General features: G+C 40.8%; 22 protein-coding genes. 13 read left to right on the top strand and 9 right to left on the bottom strand.

The annotated features are described in order from the left end of the window. Positions 1-46: 46 nt before the first annotated feature. Both ychF and WAE57_RS10255 read left to right on the top strand, forming a co-directional pair. On the top strand, positions 47-1,138 hold the full coding sequence (gene ychF / locus WAE57_RS10260) for a redox-regulated ATPase YchF (protein ID WP_086175911.1): 1,092 nt from the start codon (positions 47-49) through the stop codon (positions 1,136-1,138). A 518-nt stretch (positions 1,139-1,656) separates the two neighbouring features. Next, on the top strand, positions 1,657-1,971 hold the full coding sequence (locus WAE57_RS10255; RefSeq protein WP_237786568.1) for a hypothetical protein: 315 nt from the start codon (positions 1,657-1,659) through the stop codon (positions 1,969-1,971). 54 nt (positions 1,972-2,025) lie between these two features. On the opposite strand, the gene WAE57_RS10250 is transcribed toward WAE57_RS10255, so the two are convergent. Beyond that, positions 2,026-2,559, bottom strand: coding sequence for an Mpo1-like protein (locus WAE57_RS10250; RefSeq protein ID WP_337710563.1), 534 nt, complete (start codon positions 2,557-2,559; stop codon positions 2,026-2,028). Positions 2,560-2,656: 97 nt separating this feature from the next. Here WAE57_RS10250 and WAE57_RS10245 point away from each other — a divergent pair, with 97 nt between their 5' ends. After that, a complete protein-coding gene (locus WAE57_RS10245; protein WP_337710562.1) occupies positions 2,657-3,358 on the top strand; it encodes a Crp/Fnr family transcriptional regulator in 702 nt (233 codons plus the stop codon). A 116-nt stretch (positions 3,359-3,474) separates the two neighbouring features. On the opposite strand, the gene WAE57_RS10240 is transcribed toward WAE57_RS10245, so the two are convergent. Both WAE57_RS10240 and WAE57_RS10235 read right to left on the bottom strand, forming a co-directional pair. After that, the gene (locus tag WAE57_RS10240; RefSeq protein WP_337710561.1) at positions 3,475-3,651 is read right to left on the bottom strand and encodes a hypothetical protein; all 177 of its coding nucleotides are present in this window, start codon (positions 3,649-3,651) and stop codon (positions 3,475-3,477) included. A 229-nt stretch (positions 3,652-3,880) separates the two neighbouring features. Continuing rightward, positions 3,881-4,360, bottom strand: a complete 480-nt coding sequence (locus tag WAE57_RS10235) for a hypothetical protein (RefSeq protein ID WP_237786572.1) — start codon at positions 4,358-4,360, stop codon at positions 3,881-3,883. Positions 4,361-4,464: 104 nt separating this feature from the next. On the opposite strand from WAE57_RS10235, the gene WAE57_RS10230 reads away from it, so the two are divergent. The 5 genes from WAE57_RS10230 (at position 4,465) to dapC (ending at position 10,827) form a co-directional block, all read left to right on the top strand. Next, the gene (locus WAE57_RS10230; protein WP_337710560.1) at positions 4,465-5,220 is read left to right on the top strand and encodes an AzlC family ABC transporter permease; all 756 of its coding nucleotides are present in this window, start codon (positions 4,465-4,467) and stop codon (positions 5,218-5,220) included. Beyond that, positions 5,210-5,557, top strand: a complete 348-nt coding sequence (gene ygaH, locus WAE57_RS10225; protein ID WP_337710559.1) for an L-valine transporter subunit YgaH — start codon at positions 5,210-5,212, stop codon at positions 5,555-5,557. Before WAE57_RS10230 ends, ygaH begins: the two co-directional genes overlap by 11 nt. A gap of 163 nt (positions 5,558-5,720) precedes the next feature. Beyond that, a complete protein-coding gene (gene purT, locus WAE57_RS10220; protein WP_337710558.1) occupies positions 5,721-6,935 on the top strand; it encodes a formate-dependent phosphoribosylglycinamide formyltransferase in 1,215 nt (404 codons plus the stop codon). 30 nt (positions 6,936-6,965) lie between these two features. Continuing rightward, positions 6,966-9,632: a [protein-PII] uridylyltransferase gene (gene glnD / locus WAE57_RS10215; protein WP_337710557.1), complete on the top strand. Its 2,667-nt coding sequence runs from the start codon at positions 6,966-6,968 to the stop codon at positions 9,630-9,632. Between the two features lie 25 nt (positions 9,633-9,657). Next, positions 9,658-10,827, top strand: a complete 1,170-nt coding sequence (gene dapC, locus WAE57_RS10210) for a succinyldiaminopimelate transaminase (RefSeq protein ID WP_337710586.1) — start codon at positions 9,658-9,660, stop codon at positions 10,825-10,827. A gap of 139 nt (positions 10,828-10,966) precedes the next feature. Here dapC and WAE57_RS10205 read toward each other — a convergent pair whose 3' ends face one another. Together WAE57_RS10205 and msrB are read right to left on the bottom strand one after the other, a co-directional pair. After that, the gene (locus tag WAE57_RS10205; RefSeq protein WP_337710556.1) at positions 10,967-11,449 is read right to left on the bottom strand and encodes a glutathione peroxidase; all 483 of its coding nucleotides are present in this window, start codon (positions 11,447-11,449) and stop codon (positions 10,967-10,969) included. Beyond that, entirely contained in the window at positions 11,446-11,865 is a 420-nt protein-coding gene (msrB, locus tag WAE57_RS10200; RefSeq protein WP_086175922.1) for a peptide-methionine (R)-S-oxide reductase MsrB, read from the bottom strand. Before msrB ends, WAE57_RS10205 begins: the two co-directional genes overlap by 4 nt. 228 nt (positions 11,866-12,093) lie before the next feature. On the opposite strand from msrB, the gene WAE57_RS10195 reads away from it, so the two are divergent. Then, positions 12,094-13,524 carry a pyridoxal phosphate-dependent aminotransferase gene (locus tag WAE57_RS10195; RefSeq protein ID WP_337710555.1) on the top strand — a complete coding sequence of 477 codons (1,431 nt, stop codon included), beginning with the start codon at positions 12,094-12,096 and terminating at the stop codon, positions 13,522-13,524. Between the two features lie 65 nt (positions 13,525-13,589). Here WAE57_RS10195 and WAE57_RS10190 read toward each other — a convergent pair whose 3' ends face one another. Further along, on the bottom strand, positions 13,590-15,566 hold the full coding sequence (locus WAE57_RS10190) for an acyltransferase family protein (protein WP_337710554.1): 1,977 nt from the start codon (positions 15,564-15,566) through the stop codon (positions 13,590-13,592). A gap of 231 nt (positions 15,567-15,797) precedes the next feature. On the opposite strand from WAE57_RS10190, the gene WAE57_RS10185 reads away from it, so the two are divergent. Beyond that, complete coding sequence (locus tag WAE57_RS10185) at positions 15,798-16,976, top strand: YbfB/YjiJ family MFS transporter (protein ID WP_337710553.1); 1,179 nt, start codon at positions 15,798-15,800, stop codon at positions 16,974-16,976. An 11-nt stretch (positions 16,977-16,987) separates the two neighbouring features. On the opposite strand, the gene WAE57_RS10180 is transcribed toward WAE57_RS10185, so the two are convergent. Both WAE57_RS10180 and icd read right to left on the bottom strand, forming a co-directional pair. Further along, the gene (locus tag WAE57_RS10180; protein WP_337710552.1) at positions 16,988-17,533 is read right to left on the bottom strand and encodes a M23 family metallopeptidase; all 546 of its coding nucleotides are present in this window, start codon (positions 17,531-17,533) and stop codon (positions 16,988-16,990) included. A gap of 155 nt (positions 17,534-17,688) precedes the next feature. Next, positions 17,689-18,942, bottom strand: coding sequence for an NADP-dependent isocitrate dehydrogenase (gene icd, locus WAE57_RS10175; protein WP_337710551.1), 1,254 nt, complete (start codon positions 18,940-18,942; stop codon positions 17,689-17,691). Between the two features lie 195 nt (positions 18,943-19,137). On the opposite strand from icd, the gene WAE57_RS10170 reads away from it, so the two are divergent. From WAE57_RS10170 to WAE57_RS10160, 3 genes are all read left to right on the top strand, one after another. Next, a complete protein-coding gene (locus WAE57_RS10170; protein WP_337710550.1) occupies positions 19,138-19,926 on the top strand; it encodes an rRNA large subunit pseudouridine synthase E in 789 nt (262 codons plus the stop codon). Between the two features lie 113 nt (positions 19,927-20,039). After that, entirely contained in the window at positions 20,040-20,438 is a 399-nt protein-coding gene (uraH, locus tag WAE57_RS10165) for a hydroxyisourate hydrolase (protein WP_337710585.1), read from the top strand. Positions 20,439-20,504: 66 nt separating this feature from the next. Further along, positions 20,505-21,395 (top strand): hypothetical protein, encoded by an 891-nt coding sequence (locus WAE57_RS10160; protein WP_337710549.1) that lies wholly within the window; start codon positions 20,505-20,507, stop codon positions 21,393-21,395. Between the two features lie 343 nt (positions 21,396-21,738). Here WAE57_RS10160 and WAE57_RS10155 read toward each other — a convergent pair whose 3' ends face one another. Then, positions 21,739-23,445 (bottom strand): M61 family peptidase, encoded by a 1,707-nt coding sequence (locus WAE57_RS10155; protein WP_337710548.1) that lies wholly within the window; start codon positions 23,443-23,445, stop codon positions 21,739-21,741. Positions 23,446-23,614 lie beyond the last annotated feature (169 nt).

Here is a 23,614-nt window from a genome sequence, read left to right as displayed (position 1 = left end):
TGTAAAATCATCGGCAATTTTTATATAACACGTTGTGAGTCTTTTCATGGGTTTTAATTGCGGTATTGTCGGCTTGCCGAACGTTGGTAAATCTACACTTTTCAATGCATTGACTAAAGCTGCCATTGCTGCAGAAAACTTCCCGTTCTGTACCATCGAACCGAACACCGGTATCGTTCCTGTACCTGACCTACGCATGGACAAACTTGCGGAAATCGTTAAACCACAACGTGTGCTTGCAACCACCATGGAATTTGTGGATATTGCCGGTCTTGTGGCTGGTGCATCTAAAGGTGAAGGCCTGGGTAACCAGTTCCTTGCCAACATCCGTGAAACCGATGCCATTGCACACGTCGTGCGTTGTTTTGAAGATGAAAATGTCATTCACGTGAACGGTAAAATCGACCCGTTGGATGATATTGCAACCATCAATACTGAACTTGCCCTTGCTGATTTGGAAACTGTAACCAAAGCAGTAACACGTTTAGCAAAATCAGCTAAAAGTGGCGACAAAGAAGCCGTTGCTACTAAAGCTGTTTTAGACAAAATTTTGCCTTTGCTAGATGAAGGCAAACCTGCACGTGCAGCCGACCTTGATGATGATGAACGTAAACTGGTACGTGGTTTTGGTTTAATGACTTTAAAACCAACCATGTACATTGCCAACGTGGCTGAAGATGGTTTTGAAAATAACCCGCATCTAGAAGCGGTTAAAAAATTGGCTGCCGAAGAAAATGCGATTGTGGTTCCGCTTTGCAACCAGATTGAAGCTGAAATTTCATTGCTTGAAGATGAAGACCGTGCTGAATTCCTGGAAGCTATGGGTATGGAAGAACCAGGTCTGAATATCGTGATTCGTGCCGGTTACAGCTTGCTTGGCTTACAAACTTACTTCACCGCAGGTGTACAGGAAGTTCGTGCCTGGACTGTGAAAGTAGGTGCAACTGCACCACAAGCAGCCGGTGTGATTCACACTGACTTTGAAAAAGGCTTTATCCGTGCTGAATGTATTGCTTATGATGACTTCGTTCAATACAACGGCGAAGCTGGTGCGAAAGAAGCTGGTAAATGGCGTCTGGAAGGTAAAACTTACGTGGTTCAGGACGGTGACGTTCTGCACTTCCGTTTTAATGTTTAATTCGTGATTTAATAAAAAAGCCCCATTATTGGGGTTTTTTATTGTCTCAATCAGCCGAATGCTTATCTTTCAGTAAGATCGGTATAGCATGTGAATTGATCGTTAGATTTAATGTACTTTTTCAATAGCCAATATCAGTACCCGCTTCAGAACAAGCAGGCTAGATCATGGGTAAATCTTTAAATTATTACTAAAATTATTACTACTTGGTCTGACGATGGTTTGTCTGGAGAATTAGCCCTGTGTCCAATCATCAATGCGCATTAAAACAGCATAGACGATTTGCACATCGATATACTTGGTTATTTTTCTCATTAAACTTAGGCCTTAGGCTATTTTATCTGGCCTATTATTTCAGTTTCAGCAGCTCAAACTTAAAACCTGCTTAAAACCCAAAAAACACCAACAATTTCACTGTAACTTATTGCTTTTCAGCAACGATTCTACAACTCAATTGTGAATAAAATTTGCCTATTTTACATACAGGTACTGATGCCTGTTTTCAAAGAATAATAGCAATGAAAAAACTCAGCACAATTTTTACCGCAGCGATCTTCACAATGCTTAGTGCCACTGCATTTGCTTGCCCTAAAGGCATGACCATGACGGGTGGTACAGGTCCAAATCATAAAGGCGGCACATGTGTTACTACAAAAGAAGCCAAAAAACATGCTGCTACGCAGCATGAAAAAAGCAAAGCACATGCCGCAAAAGAACATAGCAATATGATCAAACCGGCAGAAAAAGATATGCACAAAGCCAACACTGAAATGAACAAAGCAAAAATGGATATGAACAAAGCCAATACCGAGATGAGCAAACCAAAACCATAATTGCTAAAAAAAGCCGGTTTAATAAACCGGCTTTTTTATATTGAAGCTTTTAAGCTAAGTAAAATTCACCATCTTGGCATCCATTTCAGCACGTTGTTTGCGTGCCTCAACTACCATTCTTTGCTTTAAATCTTTACGCAATCCCAACAAGAACACAAATTCTGCCAACACAAATAAAGGGCCGATCGCCAGACCAATCACATCATCAAAAAATGCCGGCTTTTTCTTTTCATAGTAGTGACCAACAAATTGAAACAGCCAGCCCACCACGAAAATGCCGATACTCAAGCTGAACCAGCTCGCCATTTGCATTTGTGCAATCTGGTAGGCTAATGGATAGATAAGCGCAAAAATGACCAGCATGACAATCCCGAAAATGCGGTCCAGAATGAAATAATAGATGCAACTTGCTATCATTAATAATAAGGCAAGGGTCAGTTCAAAGCCTGCAAACAGTATACCTGCGCGTGCAGTCAAACAGACGATGGAAAAAACAATCAGCGGAATGCCAATAAAATGGGTAAAAATATTCTTTTGATCGAGGTGATAAGCTGCATACTGGCTTAACAGCTGTTCTAATTTGGTCATGTTATTCTTCCTTGCTCCACTTATTGTTCTACTATATAAAAAAATCCAGGGACAAGTTGTCAGTTAGCCGACAACTCAAATAAAAAAAGGAATTAACGTGCTCGAGACCATTTATATCGATCATTTAGAACAAAATGTCTGGTTCACCCAATTGCCTGTACTGTTTAAGGACTTTATTGTGAACAGTGCTGTGCAGCTGCATTTCGACAAGGAACAAACCATCTTTCATGCTGGGGATTTATTTAATGGCATCTATGCCGTTCTAGAAGGTGCAGTTCGCTTAGGCTATATTGATATTCATGGCAAAGCCGCAGTTGCTGCCATTGTAGAACCGATTATGTGGTTTGGTGAAATATCTCTGGTCGATGCCAAGCCGCGTTCCCATGATGCCATTGCCACGCAAAAAAGCCTGATTCTGCATATACCGAGTACCGCGCTACAATTTCTGCTGCAACAACATCCAGTTTTTTGGTATCACATTGCGCAACTCACCAGTCAAAAACTACGCTTTGCTTTTTTAGAGCTAATTTCAATCCAAACCCAAAACATGACCCAGCGCTTGGCACAACGCTTGCTGTTTATTTTAAATGGATATGGCAATCATTTAAGCATTGAAAAAAACGTTATTCATTTATCGCAAGAACAGCTGGCGCAAATGCTGACCTGTTCCAGACAAACCATCAATCAGGAACTGCAAGCTTTAGAACAGCAAAATATTTTGCGTCTATCTTTTAAGAAAATTGAAATTTTAAACTTGGCGGAACTACATCGCATTGGCCATGCTTTTCCAGGCAACTGAAGTAAAAATACTGGTTGATCAACAGATTAAGTAAGGATTAAGCTTTAAATATTTACCGCCAACCAGAACAAATGAAGTGACTTGTCTGATCATTCGCAGGTTGAACAGATAAGATCTTATGAAAGTAACTGGCACACATTCACATCATCAAAACCATTGGTGCATGCTGCAACTTCATGTTCGCTCTCTGAGGAAGATTGAACAGCCTGTACTTGTGCTGATGCAGTCGCTAGCTGACTAAAAGCGCTGATTGCGATAGCCATACTTATTGAAAAAAACACTTTATTAAACATCTTTTTTACTCCTAATTAGCAACTAAGTAGAAATTATTTAGATTTTTATCAAAATAATAATAGATTAAATCGTTATTATTATACACAAATTATCATTTAACGATAATTTTATATATTTATCATATTATCGTTTTATTATCTTATTCATCCCTTAAAACTATAAGTAAAAGTATATTTTAAAAGTAGAGTACATAAAAAACGAGGCATAAGCCTCGTTTTGATTTCCATTTTAAGAGCCGATTTTTTTCGGATCAGTATTTCCAAGTACCGGGTTATCGATTGCATCTTTACATTGCTGCTTATCACGCTCGTAATCTGCCTGTTTCTGCGCCACTGAACTGGATTGATCCATGGTTTCACGTGCCCAAATTTCCAGACTGGTCAATGCCTTACGGCATAAAGCATATTTCCCTTCAGTTACGGAATCAGTCATTTTGACATTAATGCGCCAATCTGTACTCAGCTTGCGTGCCGGTTTACGGACCTGTTCTTCCAAGGCATCAACTTTTTTTGCATATACCAGACCATCCACCCGATTAATGAATTTCCACGCTTCATTGGCATAAGTGGTTGCATCATTGGTCAGTTTAGGTGCGGGTTTAATTTCAGCTTTTTCAGTTTTATTGCCATCATTTCCACAAGCCTGCAGCAAAACACTACTGCATAATAAAGAAACAATCAGCATTCCACGTGTCTTCAACATCAACATATCAGGCTCACCCAGATAAACAATTCGGCACTATGCTAGTGAATTCGAGTACAATACTCAATCATCATTTGACCCGTTGTTCAACTCTCCCGCAAAGGTGTGTCGTGTCTGAGCACAAAATTCCTCCAGTTCAAGCTGCTGGCTTTTGGCAAGGTGCTAAAGACAGCCAAGCCATTATTTTTACTTATCTTCCTGTTTCATTTGCTTTCGGTGTTTCGGCCAGCCAATTTGGCTTTAGCTCTTGGGAAGCGCTGTTTTTATCCTGTTCCATGTATGCCGGCGCCAGTCAGTTTTTAGTCGTAGCTTTACTGGGCAGTGGCACATCCATCTGGATGACTGCCCTCACCGTGATTGCTTTAGATATTCGGCACGTGCTTTACGGGCCAGCTTTACAAAATCTGATCCAGGACAAATTGAATTTAAAGAAAACTGCTGTCTGGGCTTGGGGCTTGACCGATGAAGTTTTTGCCGCGGGGATGATTAAACTTTCGCAACGCCGTCAGGAATGGTCAGAATCCTGGATGCTGGGCTTAAGCCTGTTTAGCTGGATGTCCTGGGCCTTAGGTTCGTTTTTAGGTGGCTTATTTGCCGATCAGGTCAGCGCCTTACCTCAATTTTTACAGGCCGCACTGGATTTCTTGCTGCCCGCGTTATTCCTGAGTTTCCTGCTTGCTGCCTTTGAGAAAAAACATAGCTTTATTGTCACGGTCTGTTTAGTGGTATCCGCTATTGCCTGCTATTTCATTAATTTATCGGCGGCCATTTTTATCGGGATTTTCTCTGGCATTCTGGCTGGCTTATTTAAACACTATGTTTTAAAACAATATGATGATGAATTTGGAGAGGTGCATGAATCTTGAAATTATTCTGGTCGGGATCATTGTCGGGATTGCCAATTTTGCCTCGCGTTTTGGGCCATTTTATCTCATTCAAAAAAGCCGTCAGAATTCACAAAAACGTGGTGCTGTCTGGATCAAGATTGCTTTAGGCAGTATCGGTATTGCTGCAATCAGTTCCATGCTGGTGGTTGCTACCCTACCGCCACTGATGGAAAGTCCGAATAAAAGTTTTGCCATGCTGGTCGGTTTTCTCACCCTGGCGGGTCTGTATTTTAAGTTTAAGAAAATTGTCCCGGCGACCTTAACCGCAGCGCTTGCGTACGGATTGGTTTATACTTATCTGCCGGTTTCCTTCTAAGTATTTTAAAAGTCTCTCCTTTTTAAAGGGGAGACTTAGAGTGAATTAAAAATAGAGATAACTTATAAATAAAATTGTTGGACAATATCATTAATTTATGTGAACGAAACCTTAACTCTTAAACCAGTTCTGCTATGCTAAAAGTCCATAAAATCAAGCATGGATGATTTACATGAGCGTGACCATTGGTACTCCACTTCAGCCTTCTGCGTTTAAAGTTTTATTGTTAGGTTCAGGAGAATTAGGTAAAGAAGTTGTGATTTCCTTACAACGCCTAGGTGTAGAAGTTCATGCTGCGGATCGTTATGATCATGCCCCTGCCATGCAAGTGGCCCATTATTCTTATACTTTAAACATGGCAGATGCCGAAGAACTCAAACAACTGATTGAAAAAATTAAACCCAATCTGATTGTTCCTGAAATTGAAGCTATTGCGACTCAAGTTTTAGTCGATATCGAACAACAAAATATTGCCACCGTGATTCCCTCTGCCAAAGCAGTCAACCTCACCATGAACCGTGAAGGCATTCGTCGTCTGGCTGCTGAAGAACTTGGCTTACCGACTTCTGCCTACCGCTTTGCCGACTCGCTAGAATCTTTCCGTGCTGCCTGTGATGACATTGGCTATCCAAACTTTGTTAAACCGGTAATGTCCTCTTCAGGTAAGGGCCAATCACGGGTTAAAAGTTTTGATGAAGTCGATGCTGCCTGGGAATATGCGCAAACTGGCGGCCGGGTTAATCAGGGTAAAGTCATTGTTGAATCGCAAATTGATTTCGACTTTGAAATTACCTTACTGACAGTACGTGCCAAAAATGCCGAAACAGGTGAAATTGAAACCCAGTACTGCGACGCGATCGGACATCGTCAAGATTCTGGCGATTATGTAGAAAGCTGGCAGCCGCAAGCCATGACTCCGGCGGCTTTAGAAGAAGCTAAACGCATTGCCCATAAAGTCACAACAGCTTTAGGGGGCTGCGGTATTTTCGGTGTGGAACTGTTTGTCAAAGGCGATAAAGTATGGTTTAGTGAAGTATCTCCACGTCCGCATGATACGGGGCTTGTCACCCTTGCATCGCAATTCCAGAGCGAATTTGAATTACATGCGCGTGCCATTTTGGGTCTGCCGGTGAATACATCCCGTCATAGTGTTGCAGCCAGTGCGGTCATTTATGCCGGCGTTGATGATACCAATTTGTCTTTTTCTGGCTTAAATCTTGCTTTAACAAATCCGAACACTGATTTACGCCTTTTTGGTAAACCCGAAGGTTTTAAACGTCGTCGCATGGGGGTTGCAACTGCACGTGCTGAAACCACAGATCAGGCGCGTGAACTTGCACTAGAGACTGCATCTCTAGTCAGTGTTAAACAAAACTAAACTTGCTATCTTATTAACGGACCACTGTTCATGATCAATACCTCTCCACTGCTGAATTACGTTAAAAGTAACCATGACATACAGGCGATCAATCAATGGCGCACCGATGTTGAAAATCAGCTTCAGGAAAGTTTTGAAAATGGACAGTCTATCCGAGAGATCATTTTGGCCCGATCCAACCTGATTGATGAAGCCCTAAAGTTTCTCTGGAAACATGCTGAACTTGATCAGACCGATCTGGGTCTGTTTGCTGTGGGTGGATATGGCCGCCGGGAAATGCTGCCTTATTCTGATGTGGATATCATGATTTTATCGGAAGATGAAATTAGCCCCGATCAGGAAAAACTGATTTCCACTTTTATCTCCTCACTTTGGGATGTTGGTAATTTCAAACCCGGCATTAGCGTACGTACCATTTTCGAATGTGTTGAACAGGCCACCAATGATTTAACCGTTGCGACCGCGCTGATTGAGTCGCGTTTGATTACGGGCAACCCAAATTTAGCCAAATGGCCACGCCGTATTGTTTCCCAAACCTGGACCGATAAAACCTTTTATGATGCCAAAATGGATGAGCAGGCAAAACGCTATGCTCAGCACAACAATACCGAAAGCAACCTGGAACCGGATATTAAAAATGCACCGGGCGGTCTGCGTGACATCAACCAGATTGGCTGGATTGCCAAACGGCACTTCAGGGTCAACCGTATTTATGACCTAGTTCATTTAGGCTTTATTTCAGATTTTGAACTGGGTGTATTAGAAGAAGCTGAAAGTTTTCTATGGGAGATTCGCCATCATTTGCACCGTTTGACCAAACGTGATGAAAACCGTTTATTGTTCGATTATCAACGTGATATCGCTGCCCTATTTGGTTATACACGTGAAGAAAATAAATCACCGAATTATCCGATCGAACAGTTCATGAAGCGTTATTATCGTAGCGCGCAACAAGTATCCACCTTAAATGAAATGTTGCTGGCTTATTTTAACGAGTCTGTCATCACACCACGTTTACCCAATTATGAGCGCAAGATTGAAGAAATTAATGCAAATTTCAAACTGGTTGATGGCAAACTTGCAGTTCAGCACCATAAAATCTTCTCGGAACGTCCAAGTGCAATTTTAGAACTGTTCTATTTATTGGCAAACCGTCCTGAAATTGAAGGCATCCGTGCCCGTACCTTACGCCTTTTGACTCTTGCAGCAAAACGTATTGACCAGAACTACCGTAATAATCCTGAACATCAAGCGCTATTCATGGCCATCATGCGTTCACCGCATCGCCTGTATAACACACTGGTGGCGATGAAACGTTATGGGGTATTGGGCAATTATATTCCGGCATTCGGTCAAATTATGGGACTGATGCAGTATGACCTGTTCCATATTTATACCGTAGATGCCCATACCTTATTGTTATTGCGTAATTTGAATCGCTTTAAGGAACCCGAGTTTGCCAAAGACTTCCCTGTGGTCAGTTCGGTGTTCCAGCGTCTTCGCCGTCGCGACATTGTTTATCTGGCTGCTTTATTCCATGACATTGCCAAAGGTCGTGGTGGTGACCATAGTGAGCTGGGTGCAGAAGATGCAATTGCATTCTGTCGAACCCACGGCTTTACCGAACGTGAATGTAATCTGGTGGCCTGGCTGATTCAAAATCATTTGCTGATGTCGATGACGGCACAGAAAAAAGATATTTCCGATCCAGATGTGGTGCAAGATTTTGCCCAAAAGCTGGGGGATATGGAGCATTTGGATTATCTGTATGTACTCACCGTTGCCGACATCAACGCGACCAATCCAAAACTATGGAATACCTGGCGCGCGTCCTTGATGCGTCAGTTGTATACTCATGCGCGTGATGTGATTCGTACCGGTCTTGGACATCCGGTGGATTATCAAATGCTGATTGAAGACACCAAATTTGCTGCCAGTGAAATGCTGGTCAATGACTTTGCGCTCGAAGAGGTAGAAAAAGTCTGGCAAGAGCTCGGTGATGAATACTTCATTAAAGAATCAGCCGATGAAATTGCCTGGCATACCCGTGCCATTTTGCAACATGGCAATAATCCGGAACCTCTGGTATTGATGCGTGCCCATCGTCAGTCAGCACAAGATGCGGTACAGATCTTTATTTACACTCAGGATCAACCCAATTTATTTGCCACTACCGTGGCGATTTTTGACCGGATGAATCTGGACGTGCAAGATGCACGGATTATTACTGCATCAACCGCCTTTAGCCTGGATACCTATGTGGTGCTTGACCGTTTTGGCACCTTGCTCACCGACCCGGAACGTGAAGAAACCGTGATTGAGGCTTTGGTTAAAGCTTTAAGCCAATCGGACAAATATCCTGGTCTGATGCAACGTCGTATTCCACGCCAATTACGCCATTTTGATATTGAAAATACCGTGGATATCACCCTGAATGCTGCACTTCAACAAAACATGGTTGAAATTTCAACGCTCGACCATCCGGGTTTACTTGCCAAAGTAGGTGGTTTATTTATGATGCAAGGTTTAGATATCCATTCTGCTAAAATTGCGACCTTGGGTGAACGTGCAGAAGATATTTTCTTTGTCACTAAAAAAGATGGCATCCCAATGTCCGATTCAGAAGCTAAAACTTTTGCTGCTCAATTGAAGTTAGCACTGGATGAAGCCTCAAATCTTGTCTCTGGCCAACATTAACTTAAATTTACGCGGTACCGATTTCATGAACTCTAGTTTGTCATTATTACATCCTTATCCTTTTGAAAAGTTAAATAAACTTTTTCTGGGGATTCAACCTGCAGATTTACCACTCATTCCATTATCGATTGGTGAGCCAAAGCATCCTGCACCAGAGTTTGTGAAACAGGCCATTATTGACAACTTCAAACATTTATCGACTTACCCGAACAGTAAAGGTTTGCCTGAACTACGTCAAAGCATTGCCAACTGGTTAACCCGTCGCTTCAAGCTGAATAGCATTAGCGCTGAAAACCATGTTCTGCCTGTATCCGGTACTCGCGAAGCCATCTTTTCTTTTGTTCAGGCTTTAATCAACCGCGAAGATGCCCCTTATGTGGTGATGCCGAATCCCTTCTATCAAATTTATGAAGGTGCAACCTTGCTTGCAGGCGCAAAACCGTACTTCATCAACTGCACCGAAGAAAACAATTATCTCGGTGATTTTGATGCCGTTCCTGCAAAAGTGTGGGAAAAAACCGCATTATTGTTTGTCTGCACGCCGGGTAATCCTACCGGTGCGGTATTGTCAAAAGAGCAGTTCAAAAAACTGATTGCACTTTCAGACCAATATAACTTTGTGATTGCTTCAGATGAATGTTATTCGGAACTCTGGTTTGACCAAGCGCCTGTAGGTTTGCTTGAAGTTTGCGCTGAAATTGGTCGTGATGACTATAAAAACTGTGTCGTGTTCCACTCCCTTTCCAAGCGTTCAAACTTGCCAGGCATGCGTTCAGGCTTTGTCGCAGGTGATGCTGCATTGCTTAAACCTTATTTGCAATATCGTACCTATCATGGTGCTGCCATGCCGGTTCAGCATCAACTGGCCTCTATTGCCGCTTGGGATGATGAAGCACATGTGGAAGAAAACCGTAAGCTGTACCGTGCCAAATTTGAATTATTCCAGAATGAGCTGGGTCATTTATTGCCACTGAAAAAACCGGATGCAGGCTTCTATTACTGGCTAAAAGTGGACAATGATGAAGCCTTTGCCAAAATACTGATGGAAAAAGCCCATATTAAAGTGTTACCAGGTCGTTATCTGTCACGTGATACTGAACAAGGCAATCCAGGTGAAAATCATGTCCGTATGGCATTGGTTGCCGATATCGCACAATGTGAACAAGCCATTCAGCGTTTGAAAGCCATTCTTTAATGGGTTAAATAAGCAATAAGATCAACTATTATCCACTGCTACAACAGTGGATAATTTTTTTGCACATCCACTTAAACCCAGCAGATAAAATGAGAAAAGGCGATCCATGGATCGCCCTATATGTTTTTTATTATCAAAATTACTTGGTCAAAGCCGCTTCAATATCCATTTCCAGATCTTCTGGCTTGGTGGTGGGTGCATAGCGATTAATGACTTCACCTTTTTTATTAATTAAAAACTTAGTGAAATTCCATTTAATGCCATTTCCCAAGACCCCTTTACTATTATTGGTTAAATAGCGAAAGATGATGTGTGCTTCAGGTCCTTTAACATCCACTTTGGCAAACATCGGGAAATTCACACCATAATTTTTTTGACAGAATGCACCAATCTGTTCATTCGAACCGGGATCTTGCCCACCAAACTGATTACAAGGAAAACCCAAAACTTCTAATCCCTGATCTTTGTATTTTTCATACAACTTTTCAAGACCTGCGAACTGGGGAGTAAAACCGCATTTACTTGCAGTATTTACGATCAATAAAACTTTGCCCTGATAATCGGCAAATGATTTATTTTTTCCATCTAACAACTCAGCCTCAAACTGATAAATGTTGGTCATGGATAGGTTTCCTCATCATTTTTTTCTTGTGTTTTTAATTCTAAAGAAGCTGAATTAACGCAATAGCGCAATCCTGTAGGTTGTGGGCCATCTTCAAAAACATGCCCTAAATGCGCGCCACAATGATGGCAAACAATTTCCGTTCTGACCATACCATGGGTCGAATCCTGATGTTCTTCAACAGCTGAACTATTTACAGGACGATAAAAACTTGGCCAGCCACTGCCGCTGTCATATTTGGTTTCGGAAGAGAATAATTCTTCGCCACAACAACGGCAAAGATAGGTTCCTGTTTGCTTAGTATTCCAGTACTTACCGGTAAATGCTGGCTCCGTCCCCTTTTGACGTGTAATACGGAATTCTTCAGGTGATAACTCTCTTTGCCATTCTCTGTCTGATTTACTGAGTTTTCCCATGATTACGCACCTTTCTATCTTGCTATTTAAAATAGGATAATCCTATATTTACGTGATTCATTTTAAAAATTCTAGTCTTTATTTAACATTTTACAAAAGACATATAATATCTAAAAAAGCAAAAAGTAAGCAAAAATAAAAAACAAAGTAAGCATTTTATTTATTAAATGCTTTTTTGTGAGCAAATTTAGTGGTAGGCTTAGTACCATTCTTGCTCAGGATTAAAAAATGTCGCAAAAAAAGAGCGTAATTTTTAAAAATCTACTACCTGTGATTAAACAGTATCAACAGCTAGGATTTACGCATGAAAAAATTGTTGCTTTACTAAGAGATGAACATAATCTCGATCTAGTCACAACTGAGACATTTAAAAGTTATTTATATCGTTATGCAAAAGTGACCTCCACTCTTTCCGAGAACATCAAAATGCCGAACACTTTCCAACCCCCTCGCGAAATTAAAAAATCGTCTAAGCTCGAGCATGTATGCTACGACATTCGCGGACCTGTGTTACGAGCGGCCAACGAAATGGAAGAGGCCGGGCATAAGATTATTAAACTGAATATCGGAAACCCCGCCCCATTTGGTTTCGAAGCGCCACAAGAAATTATTAATGATGTGGCTTTAAACCTGCCTAATGCTGTTGGTTACACCGACTCAAAAGGGATATTCCCTGCGCGCAAAGCCATTTGCCAGTATTATCAGCAAAAAGGCATTCTCAACATGCATGTCAACGATGTGTATGTGGGGAATGGTGTGTCTGAACTGATCGTGATGGCGATGCAAGGCTTGCTGGATGATGGTGACGAAATGCTGGTTCCAATGCCGGACTATCCATTATGGACAGCTGCAGTCAACCTGTCTGGCGGTACCGCAATTCACTATAAATGTGATGAAGAAAACTTCTGGTATCCGGATATTGCGGATATGGAAAGTAAAATCACGCCAAATACCCGCGGTATTGTGATTATCAATCCAAACAATCCGACCGGTGCGGTCTACCCACGCCATATATTGCAACAAATCGTTGATCTTGCAAAAAAATATGACCTGATTTTGTTTGCTGACGAAATTTACGACAAAATCATTTACGATGGCATTGAACATGTCGCGGTCGCCGCACTTGCAGGTGACCAGCTTTGTATTTCTTTTAATGGCTTGTCTAAAGCCTACCGTATTGCCGGCTTCCGTTCAGGCTGGATGGCCATTACCGGTGATAAATCACGTGCCATGGATTATATTGAAGGCTTAGACATGTTGGCATCTATGCGTTTATGTGCCAACCATCAGGCGCAATATGCCATTCAAACAGCCTTGGGCGGCTATCAGTCCATCAATGACCTGATTCGTCCGGGTGGCCGCTTATATGAACAACGCAATATTGCCTGGGAAATGTTAAATGACATTCCAGGGGTAAGTTGCGTAAAACCTGAAGGTGCCATGTATTGCTTCCCGCGTCTTGATCCTGAAATTTATCCAATTCAAGATGATGAAAAATTCATGCTCGATTTATTGCGTGCTGAAAAAGTGTTACTGGTGCAAGGAACCGGTTTCAACTGGCCAACTCCAGATCATTTCCGTGTGGTGTTCTTGCCTGCCGAAAATGAACTTCGTGAAGCGATTGGCCGCTTAGGTCGTTTCCTTTCCAAAATGCGCTGATTTTCTAGTTTCCCAGATAGATAAAAAAACCGCGTTATCAAACGCGGTTTTTTTATGGCTGTTTTTTAATCCTTCAGCGGATTACCAAACTGTTTTAAATATGCAATGCCCAATTGCCGAGAGCCTTGATTATTAATATGGTTCGTGTCTTTATTTCGATATAAAGGCACATTATTGATCATAATTTTACACTCTTGCTGATTACAGATGACCTTGGTCGGGTCAATGATTTTCAAGTCAGGGTATTGCTGTTTTGCCTCTGCAACAATTCGGTTAAATTGTAGTAGCTGTGCCTCATAATTCTTTCTTGAGACACTACATGGCGCATGGGTATGTAAAATTTCATTGCGAAGATTACAGTCTGCCGGCACCCCATCTCTATCTAACCGAGGGACATCATTCAGCAGAATAACCTGATCACTGGCCTGATAGGCCATTTTCAATGCTTTCATAAAACCCATTTTAAATATTTCTGCATTGGAATGATGAATACCATCTTCCAGCTTCACTTCATGACCAAAATACGGTACATATGAACCCGCTAAAATAATGGTTGGATAATGGGTTTTTGCAAGATGCGCAGTAATGGCCTCATTTCTTAATTTAAACTCGCTCAGCTCTTCCCAGCGATTAAAATTAGATTCAAAACGCCGTACTCCCGGCAGATAGAAAGTCGAACTTTGTGTGACATCATAGCCGCGCAAATTCGCATCTTTAGCCCATACATCCAGCATCGCGGTATAAGCATTGGCATGAGAATCACCGAGCAATAAAAAATCTATGTTGGCTTTGGCTTTGCCCAATACACAATCATCCTGATCCGGTAAAGCTTCCGGATCTTCAATATCCATACATTTATTTCGAATTACATGCGCAAATGAATTCAGTGCTTCTTGCTTGATATAAATAGACTGTGGAAACCTGTCTGGAAAACCTTTATTGATATTGATGGTCTTGGCAATGGCAATAAAACTCAGGGCTGGCACCAGAAAACCGATGATAATCACTTTATAATTCGCTGCCATGACAAAACGTTTGCTTGGTTTTTCAATAAGCTGATAAGTTAAAAATGCCAATATAATGGACAATACTACAATCACGGCCTGATTTTCTGCGGTTAAAGGCCGCATATAAATGCCGAATAACACGATAATTGGCCAATGCCATAGATACAAAGGATAAGAAATTCTTCCAATCCAGGTACTCAAACGATTGCTCAACAATAAATTACTTGAGGGTGAACATTGCCCTAAATAAATAATCAACGCTGTCGCTAGACACGGGATGAGGGCCATTGCTCCAGGAAATGGCGTCTGTTTGTTAAAATACACTGCTGCTGCAAACAATGTGATTAAAGCTAGCCAAACCAGAATTTGCAGTATCTTTTTTGGCAGTTTGAGCTGTGGCAGAAAGCCAATCAATGCACCAATAAGCAACTCAAAGGCACGAACCGGCATACTATAGTACGCCTTCTCTGCATTTTGAGTTAATTTGTGCTGGGCATAAAGCAATAAGGTTATGATTAATGTCGTGACGATCGCCCAGGTATATTTACGCGATGCTTTTCCTACAAACAGCAATAACAACAAGGGCCAGAAAATATAGAACTGCTCTTCTACCCCCAGCGACCATAAATGCAATAAAGGAATCCCTTCGGCAGTCTGGCTAAAGTAATCGCCCACTTCATTGCGCATATAGATATTTGCCATCAGCAAGGTGGCATACATGACACTATCAAAATATTGGGTCAGATCTCCAGGCAGCATGACCTGCCAGGCAATGATGCTCACAACGCTGAGTACGGTAAAATAAGCCGGTGCTAAACGTACCACACGCTTCTTGTAAAATCGTGCGATAGAAAATCGTTTGGACTGAATCTCGTGGGTTAAAATGATGGTAATTAAATAACCTGAAATCACGAAAAAGACATCGACACCAATATATCCTCCAGAAAAGAAAGACAATCCGATATGGTTAAAAATCACCAATAAAACAGCGATAGCCCTTAAGCCATCAATATCAGCGCGATATGAAAAATTCATAATTCAAACAAGTACAATAAAGTAGCGGCATTGTATGCCTTTATTGAAAAAATTCAATTTTCAAAATAAAGGGTTATATGTCCCACAATGCTATAAAAGTAGTCTTAAATATTACTTAATAACGCGTGTAGCCAAGTTTTTATAGTATTTCTTCGTACTGGTCCTATTCATTATTGGACACTCATGTTATTTATTGTGATGAATTAACGCGAAATAGCTGCGAGCACATGGATGTCCTCAAACAATATCAAGCTCAGTATTTTTCTATGTTTAAGCATGTGCTTAGGGATTGGTATTTTGCGCTTCTCTTATACCGCGCTATTACCCAGCACACGTGAAGCATTTGATTGGTCAACAGGTTTTGCCAGTCTTTTAGGCAGTGCCAATTTGCTGGGCTATTTAATGGGTGCTTTTGCAGCCATGCGACTGCCTCAAAACAAAAGCATGACCCAATATATTCAGATTGCCGCAATTGCCGGCATGTTCAGTTTAATGTGCTGTGCTTTCGCAAGTTTTCCGCAGGCCTGGTATATCGTGTGGCGTGTGATTTCGGGAATAAGTGGTGGCTTGTTGATGATTCTTTCGCCTAGTATCGTCGCGCAGTGCTGTGAGATTCAGGACCGTTTTAAAATCAATTTTATTGGCTTTAGCGGAATTGGCCTTGGAGTATTATTGGCTACACTGTTCCTGCCTTATCTGGACCAGATTTCCATACAGACAGCCTGGCTTATTTTATGTGGGTTCGCGCTGGTTATTTGTGGTGGCTTAAGTATTTTGCTGCAACAATTTAAGCATCATCTGTCTGCACAAACAGTTCAGACTCAATCTAAAACCCCACTGAATACGATCTTTTATAGCTTGCTGATTGTGTATGCCTGTAGTGCATTTGCCTATATTCCGCACTCATTGTTCTGGATTGACTACTTGAGCCATGAACTGGGACTGAACCTATTCTGGATCAACTTTAACTGGATTCTTTATGGCTTAGGCAGTGCTTTGGGAGCTTTTGCTGCTTACTCACTGGCAAGAAAATTTGGCAATTTTACTGCCCTGAAAATTCTTTATAGCCTGTACATCCTGGCAATTTTCATTGCCACTTTAAACACCAGTCCGCTGCTGACTTTTGCCTCGTCCTTTTTTACCGGCATGCTGAATCCGGCAGTGGTCTTTCTAACTTCTTATACCATCCTACAACTGTATGGTCTGGCGTATAAAAAGCTCTGGAGCATTGCCACACTCAGTTTTGCCTCTGTGCAGCTGATTGGCGGATTAAGTTTTAGTACCCTGCAACATTTCGGCGTGACTTATCATCAACAGTTTATCTTGGCTGCAGTGGTTCTATTATTGGGAACCTTGCAACTGGCCTGGAATACTCGCCCGGCTAAATTCAAGACCAGTGAGCAAACATAACCTGTTTTTATTCAGGAAGATGGCGCTAAATATGGATAAGGATTAATAGTACCTTGTCCTTTCATATAGATTCCATAATGTAAATGTGGCGGGGTATTTTTGGCATTACCGCTATTGCCTACATAACCAATCACTTGACCGGCTTCCACCCAATCTCCTGCCTGGATCTGGCCTGCATAATCATCTAAATGAGCATAATAATGCCGGCTTAAATCTGGCCCCATAATCCAGACCACTTTTCCGCCCATATGATTGCTTCCCATCTGCAATACAATGCCTTGAGTGGTGCTATGTACAGCTGTTCCACGTTTGGCAAAAATATCAATACCTTCATGCTTACGCCCTTCGCTACGCGCGGCTCCCCAGGTGTCCTGTATTTGTCGGGGTTTAATATTTTCCACTGGAATTGGTAGCTGTGTAGGCAAATCTGTTTTTTGTAATTGCATATATAAAATGGGATAACGCATGCCTGCTGCATCACCGGATGCTGGAGGCTGACAGCCGGAAATAAGCACAAAAGTTGCAATCAGGTTTATGCAGACTATCTTGCTAACCATGTTTCGATGCGGGAACATAAAGTTTAAATATTCATCCTATTTTTCAGATTTCATCATAGGGTTTCGCTCTTGGTTAATGAAATAAGTTTTCTGTAAGCATAAAAAAACCTGCGACATGCGCAGGTTTTTTCTAACACATTCTCAAGTCATATGACTTATTCCATGTTGTTAATGACCGCTTGACCAAATTCCGAACAACGCAACAAAGTCGCGTCCGGCATTAAGCGTTCAAAATCATACGTCACTGTTTTATTGGCAATCGCACCAGAAATACCCTTGATGATCAAGTCAGCAGCTTCAGTCCAGCCCATGTCACGCAGCATCATTTCAGCAGAAAGGATGATTGATCCCGGGTTTACTTTGTCTTGTCCTGCATATTTAGGCGCAGTACCGTGAGTGGCTTCGTACATCTGGATTGCACCACCGATGTTTGCACCAGGAGCAATCCCGATACCACCTACTTCAGCAGCAAGGGCATCAGAAATATAGTCGCCATTCAGATTCAGTGTTGCAATGACTGAATAATCAGCAGGACGCATCAGGATTTGTTGCAGAAACGCATCAGCAATGACATCTTTAATAATAATATCTTTACCATTTTTAGGATTTTTGATTTTAACCCATGGACCACCGTCCAGAAGTTCACCACCAAAACGCTCAAGCGCGATTTCATAGCCCCATTCTTTGAATGCACCTTCGGTGTACTTCATGATGTTGCCTTTGTGAACCAAAGTCACGCTTGGCTTGTCATTGTCGATCGCGAATTGAATGGCTTTACGAACCAGACGTTGCGTACCTTCTTTAGAGACCGGTTTAATACCGATCCCACAGTTCTCTTCAAAACGGATTTTAGTTACACCCATTTCTTCTTTCAGGAATTTGATAATTTTTTTAGCTTCTGGTGAATCTGCTTTCCATTCAATACCCGCATAGATATCTTCAGAGTTTTCACGGAAGATCGTCATGTCAGTCAATTCTGGGTGTTGAACTGGAGAAGGCACACCTTCAAACCAGCGCACTGGACGTACACATACGTATAGGTCTAATTCTTGACGCAATGCTACATTGAGAGAACGGATACCACCGCCAACGGGAGTAGTTAATGGACCTTTAATAGAAACAACGAACTCACGAAGTGCTTCAAAAGTTTCTTCCGGCATATAAGTACCGTAGATTTTATCTGCCTTTTCGCCGCAATATACTTCCATCCACTCGATCGAACGTTTGCCACCGTAAGCTTTTTGCACCGCAGCATCAACCACTGCTTTCATTGCTGGGGTAATATCCACCCCAATACCATCGCCTTCAATAAAAGGAATAATAGGATTGTTTGGAACATTGAGTGACAAATCTGCATTTACGGTAATTTTGCTACCATCTACAGGAACAACGATCTTCTTATAACCCATTGTATAGGTTCTCCCTTTGTAGCTCGCGCATATAAAAAATATTTGCCGATTAGGCAATACTTTCATCCTTTCTTAACGCATAATAGTTTAATTGAATTCCACTGTGTTTAAGATTTATACGGGAAATAACAACATTTCCCCATTGAATAAAACTTAACCTTTTTTAGTATTATGTAATTAAAGAAGTTATTTCCTATGAAAATCGTCATTCTCAACAAACCTTATGACGTCCTCTCCCAATTCCGTAAAGACGAAGCGCACATGACCATGGCGGACTTCGTAGATGACCCGACTTTGCGTTTGGCGGGTCGTCTTGATATGGACTCAGAAGGTTTAGTATTTTTAACCGACCACGGCGGTTTAAACCAATACATCACCAATCCGGCCAACAAGAAGTTTAAAACTTATGTTGTTCAAGTCGAAGGTGATGTTACTGAAGAAGCATTAGAACAACTTCGTAAAGGTGTTGAACTGAAAGATGGTATAACTCTTCCGGCCAAAGCCATTAAAGTGCAACAGCCAGAATGGTTATGGGATCGTGATCCACCGGTTCGTTTCCGTGCATCTGTGCCTACCTCTTGGGTTGAAATTTCAATCTGTGAGGGCCGTAACCGCCAGGTTCGCCGTATGACTGCTGCTGTAGGCTTTCCAACTTTACGTTTAATCCGTACCAAGATTGGCGCTATTGATTTAGTTCAACTGGGTCTTCAGCCTGGTGAAACAAAAGAAATTGAACCTTTATTATACCCAGACTTTAAAGATGTACCTGCCGAAGAGCCATACCGTTCACGTTCTTATGTGAAAAAACCGGGTGGTACAGGTGGCAAGCCAATGGTTCGCAAGAACAAAGATGGTTCTGTGAAAAAATCGGGGACTAAACGTATCTGGCAAATGGATGAAAGTGAGAAACCGCGTCGTAAGACCAACGGTACGACTCGTCCGAATGCCAAAGCACCACGTGGTCGTGGGCGTGGTCGCAGTTAATTATATTCTTTTACAAAAGGGTGCTCCATGCACCCTTTTTTTATAGCCAATCCCAAAATAGAAGTGTTTTATATGATGTAAACCGATTTAAAATTTGAATTGAAGTCAGCATGATGAAAACAACTATTCTTTCTATTTTAATCGCCAGTTTTTCGACTTTGAGTTTTGCTCAAAATCCTTTAAGTGTTCATGTGTTGAATCTGGATACCGGTTTACCTACTTCAAATGTATCCGTAGTACTGGAAGCACAACAAGGTGATAAATGGACCAAACTCAATGAAGCTAAAACGAATGCCGAAGGCCGGGTTACAGACTTATACCCCAAAGACACCAATCTTCAGAAAGGTGTTTATAAAGTCACCTTTAAAACCGGTGACTGGTTTAAAACAAAAAATCAGCGGACTTTCTTCCCTGAAGTGCCTGTGGTATTTGTGATTGATGGCAGTTTAGAGCATTACCATATTCCGCTTTTATTAAGTCCTTATGGATATTCAACTTATCGGGGGAATTAAATAGCTAAATATTTCTTATCGAATTTGTTATGCTATTGAAAAATATTTAGCAATAAGTTCAATTAAATGATGCAAGTAGCCTTTATTCAAACTAATCTCAATTTTCTCGAAAATTCAAATATAGAAATCACTAATATAACTTATTCTTCCTATTCTGTAATTGAGGATTCAAAAATTTCACTCAATATGGAGGTTCTAGAGAATTATGGGTCTAGTGAAATAGAAACCGTTCCTTATACAAAATTTATATGTATTTTTTCACTATTAGATTTTTATGTAGATAAAAGAATATCAGTATATATTAATAATCATGAATTAGATAAAGCATTAACATACAAAGAAAAGTATAAAAAACTAAAAAACAATCAAAGTACAGCAAGTGATAAAATACTGACTGAAATCTATCGTCTTGCAGTTTTTATAAGAAATAATATAACTCACAGAATAGAAAATGTTTTATTTTCAGAAACATCTATTAAAGTTACTTACAACCTTGAAATCTTAGAGATGCCTAAAAGTGTTCTAAACATATTTTATGGAATAATTAATATTTACTTACGACATAATCAACATATTAATCATGTATACATTTTAGGTATTCTCGGAAAACTTTTTAATGATTTAAAAAGAGGAATCACTAGTTTCAAAGACAATTACAATCAGCCTCTAGAAAACGTGAGTATTGACTATTTACTGGATGAAAACCGAAATATACACACAAATGTCAGATATAAAATAGAAGGTGATCAAATAACATTTACTAATCTATCTTTACGTTCTGATTATCGAGCTACAGACTTACCAATAATATTAGACAACATTGAATACCTCATTCCTCAAGAATCTTTAGATGAACAAAATTCAATATCTTTAGAAAAAATAAGAGATCATTGGAAATATTGTCTAAATTTACCTTCGTTAGAAACATTATATAGTAATTTAAAAACCGATGCCTAAGCATCGGTTTTACATAATTTTTATTAAATCATCAAATAAAACTTAGGTTATTTAGAACGAAATTTATTCTTAAAAAAATCGTACACAAGCTTAATGCTGACCACAGCAACAATTGTAAAAATACAAGCGAACAAAAGTGCTGCATCAAATAAATACTTCCCATCCAGAAAGTAAATATTGACCGGGTGAGCCAATACCATAGGCAATATTAATCCCCAGATCGGGATATCGAAATTATTGCTCTTTTTCATTTTTATACTTTTTAAAATGAGGCTTTAATAAAGCATAGAACAAAAAAAGAGGATGTAAACATCCTCTTTTATACAAAGTATTTAAAGGCGGATTAAATTGCCACTAACCACTTCTCAGCCTTAACTTGATCTTCAATTTTCAGTTCAACTTCAGTCAATTCAGAACCGCCTGCCTGAACTTCAAAAGTCATCAACTCATCACGGCGGAAAGCAAGCACAGTATAAGTACCCTCTTGTTTTGCATACTTCTCAACAAGTTTAGCTGTCGCTTTCAAGCCATCAATCGCGATAATGACATCATTGGCAGACAATCCTGCTTGAGCAGCTGCACCATCACGACGCGCAGTTTGAATAACCACGCCTTCAGGCTTATCTACAGCTTTTAAGCCAAATGGCAATGACTTGTCATTTTTAATGTCAAAACTTAGACCAAACTCAGGCAGTAATTGATCCAGCGGCAATTCATCTGTGGTATTGATCAAATGATTGATCTGTTCAAGCCAGTTATCACCGGTTAATTCATTACACAACTCGAAGATGGTACGCTCATTAACTTGAACACCATTTTGCGCATTTTTATACAATTTACGCATTAAGGCATCCAGGCTTGAACCTCGTAAACGTAAACCCAAGTCCAGACACAAAGCCACCAAACAACCCTTGTTGTAGTAGCTGGTCCCGGCGTTATTCGAGTTTTCATCCTGACGGTAGAATTTCACCCAAGCATCAAAACTTGAATCTGCAACAGTTTGAATCGCACGCCCCGGATTCTGTAAGTAACGATCAATCTGTGCCTTTAATAATTTCAGATATGATTCTTGAGAAATCACACCACTACGTAGCAAAATCAGGTCATCATAATACGAAGTGAAACCTTCAAAAATCCAAAGCAGCGAAGTGTAGCCTTCTTTGTTTAAATCATAATTGACGAAATTTTCAGGACGGATAAATTTCACCAACCATGAATGGAAATATTCATGACTACATAGCCCCAAGAAACGCTGATAATCTGCAGACGGTTCATCAGGTTCATCCGCTTTCGGCAAGTCATCACGCGGGGTAATTAAACTGGTACTGTTCGGATGCTCCAAACCGCCATAACTATTGCCTGTCGCCATGGTCATAAAGGTATAGTCGGAAAATGGCGCAGAACCAAACATTGAAATTTCAGTGCTACAGATTTTTTCGATGTCTTGCTGCATGCGCGCGGCATTCATGGCATGTTTGCCAGACAGCACAAATTCATGCGGAATACCATTGGCTTCAAAGCTAAAGCGCGTTTGCTCTGCCAATTCAAATGGTGAATCAATCAACTGGGCATAGTTTTCTGCTTTAAGCGTAAACCGACCTTTCACTAAACTTTTAGAAGCTAAGCCTGTAGCCAATTGGAAATGTTTCAGCTCATCTGGCAAGAATACTTCAACTTCAACCGCTTTATCTTCCTGCCCTTGCAGACCTAGGCATGCACAGGCCGGATTCACATACAGTCGGGTTTGATCGACATAGGCGCCACGTACCGATAAATCATAGGCATAAACATCATATTCCACCGTAATCAGTTCATGATCGGTGTTAAATAAGCGCCATTTATTTTTTTCAAATTTCTGGATTTGTAAAATACGGCCATCTTCATCATAAGCACGGACGGATTCAATATGCTTTGAAAATTCACGAATCAGGTAACTTCCCGGAATCCAGGTCGGCAATGACAATACTTGGGTTGGATCAGCGACAAAACGCAAAGTGACATGGAGCAGATGTTGACGATAATCGTCAAATTCGATTTGATAATGCAACATAATGGGCAATATAAAATTTTTAAAACCTAACTTAAGGTTAGCTTAGCATTTTTTTAGCCTGCAATGCTGAACTGTCGCAATTGTCTACAGTTTGGACTAGTCAGCACCAAAAAAAAGGCATAGCATGCCTAAGATTTTTTTGTATTTATGGCTAAGGGATTAGTCAATA

This window comes from Acinetobacter sp. NS-4 (assembly GCF_037402435.1).
Taxonomy (GTDB): domain Bacteria; phylum Pseudomonadota; class Gammaproteobacteria; order Pseudomonadales; family Moraxellaceae; genus Acinetobacter.
Note: the sequence above shows the minus strand (reverse complement) of the source record. Positions and strands in the feature narration are given on the sequence as shown.